A 12,651-nucleotide genomic window follows, 5' to 3' on the forward strand; every position below is an offset into this window, starting at 1 on the left:
TCTTCGCGAGCAGGCTCGCTCCCACAATGGAGTTGCGTTGTGTACGAAATCCCTGTGGGAGCGAGCCTGCTCGCGAATGCCGCACCGCCGACCTACAGACTGAACCCACCATCAAGAGGAATGATGTTCCCGGTCATATAAGCCCCCGCCGTACTCGCCAGGCTGATCGCCAGCGCCGCCATCTCTTCCTCACGCCCCCAGCGCTTCATCGGAATCAGCGCAGTATCCTCAGCCAATGCCTGTTCATCATTACCAATATGGTGGGTCATCTTGCTCGGAAAGCGACCCGGCGCAATCACGTTGACGTTGATGTGCTGGCTCACCAGTTCTCGCGCCAGAATGCGCGACAACTGATGCAGAGCGGCCTTGCTCGGCCCATAGGCATATGCCTGCTCGCCAAACGAAGAAATCCCCGCCACCGAACCGATATTGATGATCCGCGCCGGATTCGCCGCCGAACCAGCCTTGCGCAGCAACGGCAGAAACTGCTGGATGCAACTGAACACCGACGTCACGTTGAGCTGCATGACCTTTTCCCAGCCCTTGACCGGATAACTCTCCAGCGGCGCGCCCCAGGTGGTGCCGGCATTGTTCACCAGAATGTCCAGATGAGTGATCTGCTCGCCCAGGCGCGCGGCCAGTTCCCGCACGCCTTCTTCAGTGGCCAGATTCGCCGCCACGCCGTGGCAAGTGCCGAAGGCACTGAGTTCTTGCGCCGTTTGATGACAGGCTTCGGCGTCGCGGGAGCAGACGAACACTCGGGCGCCAGCCTCGACAAAGGCCTTGGCGATCATTTTGCCGATACCACGGGTGCCGCCGGTCACCAGAGCGGTGCGGCCTTGCAGGGAAAAGTACGGGTGCATGGCGAATCCTGAGGGCTAGGGGTCAATACACCCTAGTCGCCAGCCGCAAAAAACGGAGCCACTATTTTCGAAGGGAATGAACGGTCATGCGCTGCGGTGGCGACCATCAGTCGCCACCGCAGAAGGGCATCAGGCCGGGCGAACGCGCAGGGTCAGACCCTTGAGGAAGTTACGCAGCAACTGATCGCCACACGGCCGATAGTTGGTGTGGCCGACCTTGCGGAACAGCGCGCTCAGTTCAGGCTTGGATACCGGAAACTCGGCGGCCTTGAGGATCGCGTGCATGTCGTCTTCTTTCAGTTCGAAGGCCACACGCAGTTTTTTCAGGATGATGTTGTTGGTCACCGGCACTTCGATCGGCTGCGGCGGACGGCTTTCGTCCTTGCCGCGTTTGAAGATCACCAGGCCGTCGAGGAAGTGCGCGATGACTTCGTCCGGGCAGCGTACGAAGCCTTCTTCGTCTTCTTCTTTCTTGTCGAGCCAGGTGATGACATCGGCGAGCGTGACGTCCATGCCGCCCAGTTTGATGATCTCGACAACTTTCTTGTCGCTGATGTCGAGCATGTAGCGCACGCTGCGCAGTACGTCGTTATGAACCATGTCGGTATTCCTGATGCGTTGTGGGCAGCGCTCGTAAGCACTGCCGGAATGTGTGGCGGCAGTGGAAGTTCTAGAACTTCTCTTTGCCGGACAGGTAGCGCCATTGGCCAACCGGGACCTTGCCGATCGACACGCCGCCGATGCGGATGCGGCGGATGCCGATGACCTTCAGGCCGACCGCTTCGCAGAACTGCGCGATGATTCCCGGCTGCGGGTTTTTCATGGCGAAGCGCAGGCGGTTTTCGTTCTGCCAGCTGGCCTTGACCGGCGGCAGCTCCTTGCCCTTGTGCGTCAGGCCATGTTGCAGGCGGTTGAGGCCGTGGGCAGCCATCTCACCTTCGACTTCGACGATGTATTCCTGCTCGATCTTCGCCGCGTCGGCGGTGAGTTTGCGCAGGATTTTCCAGTCCTGGGTGAACACCAGCAGGCCGCTGGCCTTGGGCTGCAGGTCGGCGCTGGCGGTCAGGCGCAGGAAATGCCCGCGCAACGGACGCTTGCCGTAGCGATGCTCTTCGCTGAGGGTTTCGGCGCTGAGCGATTGCATGGCGCTGTCGACATCCATGCCGGCGGGCGCGTTAAGCAGGATGGTCACCGGCTCCGGCGCGGTGGCCTTGGCGTCCTTGTCGAGCTCGACCTTTTGCTCGCCGACCTTGAATTGCGGCTCATCGATGACTTCGCCGTCCACGGTGACCCAGCCGCCCTCGATGAACAGCTCGGCCTCCCGGCGGGAGCAACCGACCAGTTCGATGAGGCGTTTGGAGAGGCGGATCGGGTCAGTCATGACGGGGCCGTAACAAAAAAGGGGTGGGCATTGTACCTGTGTGGAAGCGGTTAAGCCCGGTTCCATTTGCAGGCGCTGTATTCAATGTGGGAGCGAGCCTGCTCGCGAAGGCGTCCTGCCAGTCTATGTGTGCAGTGACTGGTACACCGCATTCGCGAGCAGGCTCGCTCCCACAGGGGTTCCATGGTGTGTCAGCCGTTGCTTGAGCGCTGCTGGGACTGCCGCAAGCGCATATGCAGCAGCGGATACGGCTGGCCCATGCCATCGACCTCGGAGCGGCCGATCACCTCGAAGCCCTGTTTCTCGTAAAAACCCAAGGCTTGCGGATTTTGTTCGTTGACGTCGAGTTCATCGGCGTTGAGCCGTTCGATCGCATAGCGCAGCAACTGCTTGCCCAAGCCTTGACCACGATGATCAGGATCGATGAACAGCATTTCAATCTTGCCCGCCGCCACACCGGCAAACCCGGTGATGCGCTGCTGGCGGTCCTTGGTGCAGATCAGCATTACCGCGTCGAGATAGCGGGTGAGCACCAGATTGCGCAGCAGCTCGATGTAGCTGTCCGGCAGGAACCGATGAGTTGCACGGACCGAGGCCTCCCAGACCCGGGTAAGTTCTTCGTAATCGCTGATTTTCGGTGTGTGGATGACCGAATGCTGACGCATGTGCGTGTGCCTCTTGTGCGGTTCAAGGGAGTCCGTCCCCCGCTAAACGATAGCCGCAAAAAAGCCCCGTATCTCGGAAAAGAGCGGGGCTTTTTGGATTTGTTGCGGTGTCTGGCTGGCTATTTTTGTCGCCAGCAAGATCTCTCCCCCTCACCCCAACCCTCTCCCCCAGAGGGGGCGATGGGGGAAGGGAGCTGATCTTCGTGCTGTTCAAAGCCTGAGTTCGACTCGATATTTCAAGTCGCCGTCATTCTGAAGAGCACCTCGATCAGTCCCTTCTCCCCCAGAGAGGGCGAGGGGGAAGGGAGCTGAACTTCGTGCTTTTCAAACCTGAGTTCGACCGGATAGCTCAGGTCGATGTACCTAGAAAGAACAACACGGTCAGCCCCCTCTCCCTCTGGGAGAGGGCTGGGGTGAGGGGCTTTTGATCTTCAGATCAGATCTGCTCAGCCCACAGATCATATTCGTCAGCGTCAGTCACCTTGCACCAGACCTTGTCACCCGGCTTCAAATTGCTGCCGTTATCAATAAACACGTTGCCATCGATTTCCGGGGCGTCGAAGAAGCAACGGCCAACCGCGCCTTGTTCGTCAACCTCGTCCACCAGCACTTCAATCTCACGACCAATGCGCGTTTGCAGGCGTGCCGAGCTGATCGCCTGCTGGTGCGCCATGAAGCGCTCCCAACGATCCTGCTTGACGTCGTCCGGTACCACTTCCAGATCCAGATCGTTGGCCGGAGCGCCATCGACCGGCGAGTACTGGAAGCAGCCGACGCGGTCGAGCTGGGCTTCGGTCAGCCAGTTGAGCAAGTACTGGAAATCCTCTTCGGTCTCGCCCGGGAAGCCGACGATGAAGGTCGAACGGATGATCAGGTCCGGGCAGATTTCGCGCCAGTTCTTGATGCGCGCCAGGGTCTTGTCTTCGAACGCCGGGCGTTTCATCGACTTCAGGACTTTCGGGCTGGCGTGCTGGAACGGGATATCCAGGTACGGCAGGATCTTGCCGGCGGCCATCAGTGGAATCAGCTCGTCGACGTGCGGGTACGGATAAACGTAGTGCAAGCGGACCCAGACGCCCAGGGTGCTCAACGCTTCGCAAAGCTCGGTCATGCGGGTTTTCACTGGCGCGCCGTTCCAGAAGCCGGTGCGGTATTTCACGTCGACGCCGTAGGCGCTGGTGTCTTGCGAGATCACCAGCAGCTCTTTGACGCCGGATTTGACCAGGCGCTGCGCCTCGTCGAGCACATCGCCAACCGGACGACTGACCAGTTTGCCGCGCATCGACGGGATGATGCAGAACGAGCAGCTGTGGTTGCAGCCTTCGGAAATCTTCAAATACGCGTAGTGGCGCGGGGTCAGCTTGATGCCTTGCGGCGGCACCAGGTCGATCAGCGGGTTGTGATCCTGACGCGGCGGCACCACTTCGTGCACGGCGTTGACCACTTGCTCGTACTGCTGCGGGCCGGTCACGGCCAGCACGCTCGGGTGTACGTCGCGGATATTGCCTTCTTCCACGCCCATGCAACCGGTGACGATGACCTTGCCGTTTTCCTTGATCGCTTCACCGATCACTTCCAGCGACTCGGCCTTGGCCGAATCGATGAAGCCGCAGGTGTTGACCACCACGACGTCGGCGTCCTGATAGGTGGAAACCACGTCATAGCCTTCCATGCGCAGCTGGGTCAGGATGCGCTCGGAGTCGACCAGTGCTTTCGGGCAACCCAGAGATACAAAGCCAACCTTTGGATTGGCCGGCGCAGGAGTGGTGGACATGTCTAACCTCGGTGTTTTGTGACGTCGCTTGCTTGATGCGCAAGCCGACGGATGGGCGCTTGGGGCGCGCCTCTGATCAAAAAGTGCGCAATTCTAGCGGCGGGCAACGCACTTGACCAGCTTTATACGGGGAAATACGACGAGTGCTGCGCTATGCTTCGCGCCGTTGAGCTTTACCGATTTCGTGCAGTCAATCATTGGTCTGTAACAACAGGTAAAACAGCGCATGCTGCAACTCAAAGCATAGTGCTTCCTTCAAAGAAGCCGGTATCGAGATCAGGAGTGTTGGATGGGTCAGGCAAGTAGTCATGCGGCGGGCGCCGAGGGTTCGGCAAGCAGACCGCTGAGCATGCTGGTCGCGGCGGTCGGGGTGGTTTATGGCGACATCGGCACGAGCCCGTTGTACACGCTCAAGGAAGTGTTTTCCGGCGGTTACGGCGTGCCGGTCAATCACGACGGCGTGCTGGGCATTCTGTCGTTGATCTTCTGGTCGCTGATCTGGGTGGTCTCGATCAAATACATGATGTTCGTCCTGCGCGCCGACAACCAGGGCGAGGGCGGCATCATGGCCCTGACGGCGCTGGCGCGGCGGGCAGCGGCGGGGCGCAAGCGCCTGCGCACGCTGTTGGTGGTGTGCGGGCTGATTGGCGCGGCGCTGTTCTATGGCGACAGCATGATCACCCCGGCGATCTCGGTGCTGTCGGCGATTGAAGGTCTCGGCCTGGCGTTTGAAGGCATCGATCACTGGGTTGTGCCGCTGTCGCTGGTGGTGCTGGTCGCCTTGTTTCTGATTCAGCGCCACGGCACCGCGCGGATCGGCATTCTGTTTGGGCCGATCATGGTCACCTGGTTCCTCGTCCTCGGCGCCCTCGGTGTGTACGGCATCAGCCATACGCAGCAAGTGCTGCACGCGCTGAACCCGATGTGGGCGGTGAATTTTTTCGTCGTGCACCCGGGCATGGGCGTAGCGATCCTCGGCGCGGTAGTGCTGGCGCTGACCGGCGCGGAAGCGCTGTACGCTGACATGGGCCACTTCGGCCGCAAGCCGATCGCCCGCGCCTGGTTTCTGCTGGTGCTGCCGGCGCTGGTGCTGAATTACTTCGGCCAGGGCGCACTGCTGCTGGAAAACCCGGACGCCGCGCGTAACCCGTTTTATCTGCTGGCGCCGAGCTGGGCGCTGATTCCGCTGGTCGGCCTGTCGACCCTGGCCACGGTGATCGCTTCGCAAGCCGTGATTTCCGGTGCGTTCTCCCTGACCCGTCAGGCGATCCAGCTCGGTTACATCCCGCGCATGTACATCCAGCACACCTCCAGCGACGAACAAGGCCAGATCTACATCGGTGCGGTGAACTGGGCGCTGATGGTCGGTGTGGTCCTGTTGGTGCTGGGCTTCGAATCCTCCGGTGCACTGGCCTCGGCCTACGGCGTGGCAGTGACCGGCACGATGCTGATGACCACCATTCTGGTGTCGGCGGTCATGCTGCTGCTGTGGAAATGGCCACCGATCCTTGCGGTCCCGGTGCTGCTTGGCTTCCTGTTGGTGGATGGCCTGTATTTCGCCGCCAACGTGCCGAAGATCGTTCAGGGCGGCGCTTTCCCGGTGATCGCCGGTATCGCCCTGTTCGTGCTGATGACCACCTGGAAGCGCGGCAAACAGCTGCTGGTCGAACGCCTCGACGAAGGCGCGCTGCCGCTGCCGATCTTCATCAGCAGCATCCGCGTGCAACCGCCGCATCGTGTGCAGGGCACAGCGGTGTTCCTCACCGCCCGCTCCGACGCCGTGCCGCATGCGCTTTTGCACAACCTGCTGCATAACCAGGTGTTGCATGAGCAAGTGGTGTTGCTGACGGTGGTCTACGAAGACATCCCCCGTGTGCCGCCATCGCGGCGCTTCGAGGTCGAAGCGCACGGAGAGGGTTTCTTCCGGGTGATCCTGCACTTCGGCTTCACCGACGAGCCGGACGTGCCGCAAGCGCTGAAGCTGTGTCATCTGGATGATCTGGACTTCAGTCCGATGCGTACCACCTACTTCCTCAGCCGCGAGACGGTGATTGCTTCGAAGCTGGAAGGCATGGCGCGTTGGCGTGAGGCGCTGTTTGCGTTCATGTTGAAGAATGCCAATGGGAACTTGAGGTTCTTTAATTTGCCGTTGAACCGGGTGATTGAGTTGGGGACGCAGGTGGAGATGTAAGCCTGGCCTCAACTGAAAAGCCCCCGTCAGCCTTGTGGCTGGCGGGGGCTTTTTTGTGCCTGTGCCCAATCCCTCAAACCACCGCTGATTCCCTGTGGGAGCGAGCCTGCTCGCGAAGGCGTAGTGTCAGTCGAAGCATGTGGTGGCTGAACCACCGCATTCGCGAGCAGGCTCGCTCCCACAGGGTATTGGGTTGAATCAAGAGGTGCGTTCAGACAGATCAGCTTCAGATTCAGTCTTCGTCCGCGCAGGTCGTGGGATCAGCGCTTGGATCACGTCATCAACCAAGGCTTTGCCCATCACGGTCAGGTAATGCGCAGCCCAGGCATGGCGGTCGGTGTCTTTGATGAAGGCAGCGTCCTCGGCGAAGGATTTGGCGAGGGATAGCAGGTCGGAGGATTGGGACAAGGCATCGATGATCGGGACGCCGGAGCGGACGTTGAAGAACGCTTGATCCGAGTTGTAGAGGAAAGGGGTGAAGCCGATGGTTGTAAGGTCTGAAGGCGTTGACGGAATTTCTTTGCTCATTGTTTTGCTCCCTAAAACGAGGAGCTGCCGCATTCGTTACCACACGAATGGGTGGCAGCTGTACGCAGGGTGGTAAACCGGAAGAGCAAAGAAACCGGCAGACCCGAAGGTCTCCCACGTACAGCTGCCATGACAGTAAATTACAGGCGTAAAAAGAACGCCTGACGTCGTGATGGAGGCACTGTTGCACTTTGCTTAACCGGGTTACCACACCCGATCGCTGAATGGGTCAGCGACGTCCGGAGAGTATCCCGTCAAAAAACAGCGCAATAGAGCGGCACAGCGCCCCAGCAAGAGTTTCGGAGTTTGCCTACAAGGTCTGTGGGCGTCATCTGATATTGCGAGACTGGAAGTAAACGAAAGTAAACACCTGGCACTTTTTTCTCTGTGGGAGCGAGCCTGCTCGCGAAGGCGTAGTGTCAGTCGCCGAATCTGTAAACTGACCCACCGCTTTCGCGAGCAGGCTCGCTCCCACAGGGATTTTGGTGGCTGTTGGGATGTAAAAAGCCCCCGCAACCGTGAAGTTGCGGGGGCTTTTTGTGGATGCGCTTCAGATCACTCTTCGGCGACCGAGTCCTTGCTCTGGCGCTTCTGAATCAAGTCCACCAAACGCTTGGCCAGCGCCGGGTAGTTCTCGTCGAAGTGGTGCCCGCCGGGCAGTTTCACCGCTTCGCCGACAGCAGTCTTGTCGGTGCAGCCACTTTCATCCGTCTCTTCTTCGCCATAGATGCACACAACCTTGGCCGCTGGCAGCTTGGCCATTTCCGGGCCGGTGGCGGCTTCTTTGCCGGCGTTGCCCAGCCAGCCTTCGACTTCGATTTCGAAGCTGCCGGTGCGGGCGAAGGCGAGCAGGATGATCGCGTCGACGCGCTGCTGTTCGTTCTCTGGCAGGCGGTTGTAGATCGCCGGGAGTACGTCAGCGCCGAACGAGTAGCCGGTGAGGATGAAGCGCTTGGTGCCCCATTTCTGCCGGTAGTGCTGCATCAGTTCGGTGAGGTCGAGTGCGCTTTGCTCCGGGCTCTTGTGCTGCCAGTAGTAGCGCAAGGTATCGATGCCGACCACCGGGAAACCGATCTTGGCCATTTCCCCGGCCACGTCGCGGTCGAGGTCGCGCCAGCCGCCGTCGCCGGAGAGGAACAGGGTCACGGTGTCGTTGGCCTGACCGGCCGGCACTTCCACGACCGGGATCGCCAGGCCGCCGTTGGCCTTGTCGCCGCCGACGAGGATTTTGCGCAGTTCGTTGTTCAGCACTTGCGGCAGGTTGATGTCGTAGTCACTGATGCTGGTTTCGGCGTTCGGCTGATCGCGCACAAAGCCTGCGCTGGCGTCGTCCGGGTTGTCGTTCCACGCCACCAGCCAGTGGCCGTGGGCGGCGGATTTTGGCAACAGGTGGGTGCAGCCGGGTTTTTCCAGGGCCAGATCGACGGAGACGGCCTGGGCCTTGTCGTCTTTCTGTTCCGCCAGCCAGCGCCACGCCAGCACAGCGCCTGGGCCGATGCCGCTGACCAGAGTGGCCGGGCCATTCAGTTCGCGCAGGCCCGATTGCAGGGCGCGGCTTTGCAGCAGGCAGTCCTTGGGCAGAATCACCTGAACGATCTGCGCCGAAGCGCTGCGGCTGAGGGTGGTCAGTTGTTTCTCGGAAAGCTTCTGTTCGTCGGTGACGGCCACCAGCACCTGAGCCTTCGGCTTGTTGCCGGGGATCACGCGGGTCATGACCGTGCCATCGGCGGGTTTGAGCTGTTCGACGGTCGGTTCCGGTGCCGGGCGTTTGAGGTACCAGTAACCGCCGCCGGCAATCACGGCCAGCACCAGCAGGGCGGCCAGGATGTACTTCAGGGAGCGTTGAATCATCAGCGTTTCACCAATCCAGTCAAGCCGCCCGCGATCAGGGCAGCAGTATCGGCCAGCGCCACGAGCGGATCGAGTCCGGCGGGCACGGCCATATAACGGGGTTCCCAGTCGGGCTGGAACTTGTCTTTGAAGCGGCGCAAGCCTTGGAAGTTGTACAGCTGCTCACCACGGCGGAAAACCATCGAACCCAGGCGCTGGGTCAGCGGTGCGCCGCGCCGGGGTTGCAGCCCCGACAACGGCACCATGCCCAGGCTGAAGCGCGCGTATCCGTGACTCTTATAGTGTTGAATCAGGCCGACCATCATGAATTCCATGGTCAGCTTCGGCGCTTCCGGGTGCGCGCGCATCAGGTCGAGACTGGCCAGGTCGTGGCTGTAGGTCTCGAGCAGATTGGCGAATGCTACCGGGCGGCCTTCGAAGCGAATCACCGCAATGCGGAAATGCTTTAGGTAATCGTCGCTGAAACGGCCGAGGGAGAAGCCTTTCTCGCGCACGTTCTTGCCGGTCAGCCAGGCATCGGAAATCACTTTCAGCTCGTCCATCGGCGCCTGGCCCGGCTCATGGATTTCCAGCGACAGACCATCGCGAGTGCCACGGTTCCAGGTGTAGCGCAGATCCTTCATCTCCTTGCCCTTGGCTTCCAGGTCGAAGCGTTGCAGATCGACCCCGGCTTCTTCGCCGAGCTTGATCGCTGTCAGGCCGATGTCCATGTAGTACGGCAGATTCTCCGCGCGCACCTGATAGAACACGGGGCGGGTGTGATGGATGTCGCAGAGATCGCGGAACTGCCAGATCATTTCCGCGCGTTGCTGGCTCGGCCCGATCGGGTCGTACAGCGCCACCAGACTGCGGCCACGGCGGGCGTACATCAGGAACGCCTCATCGTTGGGGTGAAACAGCAACGCCTTGTCACCGGTCAGCGCGAGGCCGCCGTCGGGTTGCGACGAGGCCATGAGGATTTTCGCCGCGCGATCCAGTTCGTCCGGCGTCGGCAAATGAATCACCGGGCGCGCCGTGCGCAGCAGCCAGGTCAGCGAGATGATCACCAGCAACACCGCCGCACCGAGCAGCGAGCGCAGACCGCGCGGCGCGTCAGCGTCGAGGGTGAACTGCCACCACAGCTGATGGCTGTAGGGTACGTCCTGATAGGCAAACAGCAGCAACCAGGCCGAAGCGCCCAGTACGCACAGGCTGGCGACCAGATACAGCGGCGAAAACGGCAGTTCGGTCAAACGGCTCGGACGGTAGAAGGAGCGGCGGAACACGCCGAGCAGCGCGGCCGTCAACGTCATCAGCGTGGCTTCTTCCCAGTCGAAGCCTTTGAGCAGCGAGAGCAGGGCGCCAACCAGCAGCAGAATGGTGGTCAGCATCCACGCCGCCGACAGGCGCCGGCGCAGACCTTGTGCGAGCAACAGACAGAGGACGCCGATCAGGCTGGCGCCGAAGTGCGAGGCGTCGACCAGACGATGCGGGATCAGAAAACCGATGTGCTCCAGGCGGGTATCGATTTCCGGGGTCGCGCCGGAAAACAGCAGCACCACGCCAGACAGGAACACCAACACCGCCAGAACCGGCGCGGCCAGACCGGACGCCGCGCGCATGGTCTGGGATTGAAACAGGCGCTGGCCTTCGTTGATCAGCAGTAATACGCAGGCGACCAGCAGCGGCAGCACCACGTAGATCAGGCGATACAGCAGCAGTGCAGCAGCCAGCGGCGCGGCGCCAAGCTTGTCGGCAAATGCAGCAAGCAGAATCGCTTCGAACACACCGACGCCGCCCGGCACATGACTGAGCACGCCGGCGGCCAGCGCCAGCAGATACACCAGCAGGAACGGCGCAAACGGCGGCGCTTCCGGCAGCAACAAGTAGAGAACGGTGGCGGCAGCCGCGACATCGAGGGCGGTGATCACCAGTTGCAGAAAGGTCAGGCGTCGACCCGGCAGGCGCAGGGTGCGCCGCCCGGCACGGACCAGCAGATTGTCGGGGTAGGGTTGCTCCGGCAGGCGACGACGATAGATGCCGATCGCCAGCACCGTACCAAGGATCAATACGGCAGCGGCGACCGAGCCCAGCAAGATTTCGGACAGCCCCAGCGCTTGCGAGGCGGCGGGCAGGTTGCTCAGGGTGGCCAGCGCTGCCAGTGGCGGCAAGGCGCAGCCCAGCGAGAGGCTGGCAAATAGCGTCATGTGCGCAACTTCCGACGCACCGACGCCCAGTCGCGCATATAAACGATAACGAACCGAGCCACCGGACAGCAGCGACAGGCCGATCGCATTGCCAATCGCAAATGCGGTGAAACCGCCGAGCGCGAGCGTGCGCGGCGGCAGTTTCACGCCAGCGTAGCGGCTGGCCGACCATTCATAGCCGAGCAGAATGATGAAACCGACCACGGTCGCACCGATGGCGCCGAGCAGGGCCGGTTTCGGCACGTCGAGAATCGAGTCATGCAGCGCGTCGAGATCGAGCTCGGCGAGCAGATGGCGGCAGGCAATCAGGGCAATGGCAAACAGCAGCAACGTGACGGCCAGACCGATCGGCTGACGGTATTTGCTTAATCGATCCAGCCAGCGCAAACGCTCGGGTTTGATCGGTTGTTCTGCTGTAACGGTGTCTTGTGGATCAGACGAGTTGGCGCGCATCAATCACCTCTTGGATTGTGCGCGACAGGATGGAGGTATCCAGCCAAGTTACCAATCCCTGTAGAAAAAAATAATCACAAAATACTACGCCTCTCGTCGGGCATCGGCGAGGGCAGTTCCTGGATTGCAGATACCTTGTCCGCGACTCAAGCATAGTCGCAAGTCAGTGGTTCTGATGATCCCCAGCGGTTCACTGCACAGTGACAGATCATTGTTGCGAAAGGACTTTTTCGACAGATACAAAAAAGGCCACTCTTTCGAGTAGCCTTTTTTGATGTTTGGTTGCGGGAGCCGGATTTGAACCGACGACCTTCGGGTTATGAGCCCGACGAGCTACCAGACTGCTCCATCCCGCGTCTGTGTGGCGGCATTCTACAGGCGAACGGCGAGGTGTCAACCGCTAATCCTGGAATGGGCCAAATAACTGCGAAATCGCGGCGAACGGTCGCAGGTAATGCGTAAGTTTCGGAAATTCAACAAATTGCCGTTTCGCTGGAGATTGAGCAGGGCGCCCGTTTGCAAAACAGACGCGCACAAAAAAGGCCACTCTTTCGAGTAGCCTTTTCTGATGTTTGGTTGCGGGAGCCGGATTTGAACCGACGACCTTCGGGTTATGAGCCCGACGAGCTACCAGACTGCTCCATCCCGCGTCTGTGTGGCGGCATTCTACAGAGGTTCGCGAGCGTGTCAACCGTAGATCCGGATAAATCTGTTGAGGTTCAAGCGCTTAGCGTATTTTCGCGGCGGGAGGCCGGCGCG

The 12,651-nt window shown here is 60.7% G+C and carries 9 protein-coding genes and 2 tRNA genes; 1 reads left to right on the top strand and 10 read right to left on the bottom strand.

The annotated features are described in order from the left end of the window. Nucleotides 1–92: 92 nt before the first annotated feature. The 5 genes from AB4N73_RS00980 to rimO form a co-directional block, all read right to left on the bottom strand. A complete protein-coding gene (locus AB4N73_RS00980; RefSeq protein WP_460142822.1) occupies nucleotides 93–863 on the bottom strand; it encodes an SDR family oxidoreductase in 771 nt (256 codons plus the stop codon). A 129-nt stretch (nucleotides 864–992) separates the two neighbouring features. Further along, entirely contained in the window at nucleotides 993–1,463 is a 471-nt protein-coding gene (locus AB4N73_RS00985; protein WP_056783315.1) for a YehS family protein, read from the bottom strand. Between the two features lie 70 nt (nucleotides 1,464–1,533). Continuing rightward, nucleotides 1,534–2,244 (bottom strand): rRNA pseudouridine synthase, encoded by a 711-nt coding sequence (locus AB4N73_RS00990; protein WP_056783317.1) that lies wholly within the window; start codon nucleotides 2,242–2,244, stop codon nucleotides 1,534–1,536. A gap of 191 nt (nucleotides 2,245–2,435) precedes the next feature. Further along, nucleotides 2,436–2,909 (bottom strand): GNAT family N-acetyltransferase, encoded by a 474-nt coding sequence (locus AB4N73_RS00995; protein ID WP_460142823.1) that lies wholly within the window; start codon nucleotides 2,907–2,909, stop codon nucleotides 2,436–2,438. A gap of 436 nt (nucleotides 2,910–3,345) precedes the next feature. After that, a complete protein-coding gene (gene rimO / locus AB4N73_RS01000; RefSeq protein WP_460142824.1) occupies nucleotides 3,346–4,683 on the bottom strand; it encodes a 30S ribosomal protein S12 methylthiotransferase RimO in 1,338 nt (445 codons plus the stop codon). Nucleotides 4,684–5,032: 349 nt separating this feature from the next. On the opposite strand from rimO, the gene AB4N73_RS01005 reads away from it, so the two are divergent. Further along, a complete protein-coding gene (locus AB4N73_RS01005; RefSeq protein ID WP_460143615.1) occupies nucleotides 5,033–6,874 on the top strand; it encodes a potassium transporter Kup in 1,842 nt (613 codons plus the stop codon). Nucleotides 6,875–7,072: 198 nt separating this feature from the next. Here the strand turns inward: AB4N73_RS01005 and AB4N73_RS01010 are convergent, their stop codons facing one another. The 5 genes from AB4N73_RS01010 to AB4N73_RS01030 form a co-directional block, all read right to left on the bottom strand. After that, nucleotides 7,073–7,402, bottom strand: a complete 330-nt coding sequence (locus AB4N73_RS01010) for a DUF3077 domain-containing protein (RefSeq protein ID WP_056783324.1) — start codon at nucleotides 7,400–7,402, stop codon at nucleotides 7,073–7,075. A gap of 555 nt (nucleotides 7,403–7,957) precedes the next feature. After that, complete coding sequence (locus AB4N73_RS01015; RefSeq protein ID WP_460142825.1) at nucleotides 7,958–9,253, bottom strand: virulence factor family protein; 1,296 nt, start codon at nucleotides 9,251–9,253, stop codon at nucleotides 7,958–7,960. Then, entirely contained in the window at nucleotides 9,253–11,892 is a 2,640-nt protein-coding gene (gene mprF / locus AB4N73_RS01020; protein ID WP_460142826.1) for a bifunctional lysylphosphatidylglycerol flippase/synthetase MprF, read from the bottom strand. Before mprF ends, AB4N73_RS01015 begins: the two co-directional genes overlap by 1 nt. A 279-nt stretch (nucleotides 11,893–12,171) precedes the next feature. After that, nucleotides 12,172–12,248: transfer RNA gene (locus AB4N73_RS01025), tRNA-Met, on the bottom strand. Between the two features lie 217 nt (nucleotides 12,249–12,465). Next, nucleotides 12,466–12,542: transfer RNA gene (locus AB4N73_RS01030), tRNA-Met, on the bottom strand. Nucleotides 12,543–12,651: the final 109 nt, after the last annotated feature.

It is taken from the genome of Pseudomonas sp. S3_B08, from assembly GCF_054667725.1.

What these genes read in the sequence shown, in the direction of transcription:
- AB4N73_RS01005 (WP_460143615.1), top strand. Translation starts at nt 5,033, where the DNA reads ATGCTGGTCGCGGCGGTCGGGGTGGTTTATGGCGACATCGGCACGAGC.
- AB4N73_RS00985 (WP_056783315.1), bottom strand. Translation starts at nt 1,463, where the DNA reads ATGGTTCATAACGACGTACTGCGCAGCGTGCGCTACATGCTCGACATC.
- AB4N73_RS00990 (WP_056783317.1), bottom strand. Translation starts at nt 2,244, where the DNA reads ATGACTGACCCGATCCGCCTCTCCAAACGCCTCATCGAACTGGTCGGT.
- AB4N73_RS00995 (WP_460142823.1), bottom strand. Translation starts at nt 2,909, where the DNA reads ATGCGTCAGCATTCGGTCATCCACACACCGAAAATCAGCGATTACGAA.
- rimO (WP_460142824.1), bottom strand. Translation starts at nt 4,683, where the DNA reads ATGTCCACCACTCCTGCGCCGGCCAATCCAAAGGTTGGCTTTGTATCT.
- AB4N73_RS00980 (WP_460142822.1), bottom strand. Translation starts at nt 863, where the DNA reads ATGCACCCGTACTTTTCCCTGCAAGGCCGCACCGCTCTGGTGACCGGC.
- mprF (WP_460142826.1), bottom strand. Translation starts at nt 11,892, where the DNA reads ATGCGCGCCAACTCGTCTGATCCACAAGACACCGTTACAGCAGAACAA.
- AB4N73_RS01010 (WP_056783324.1), bottom strand. Translation starts at nt 7,402, where the DNA reads ATGAGCAAAGAAATTCCGTCAACGCCTTCAGACCTTACAACCATCGGC.
- AB4N73_RS01015 (WP_460142825.1), bottom strand. Translation starts at nt 9,253, where the DNA reads ATGATTCAACGCTCCCTGAAGTACATCCTGGCCGCCCTGCTGGTGCTG.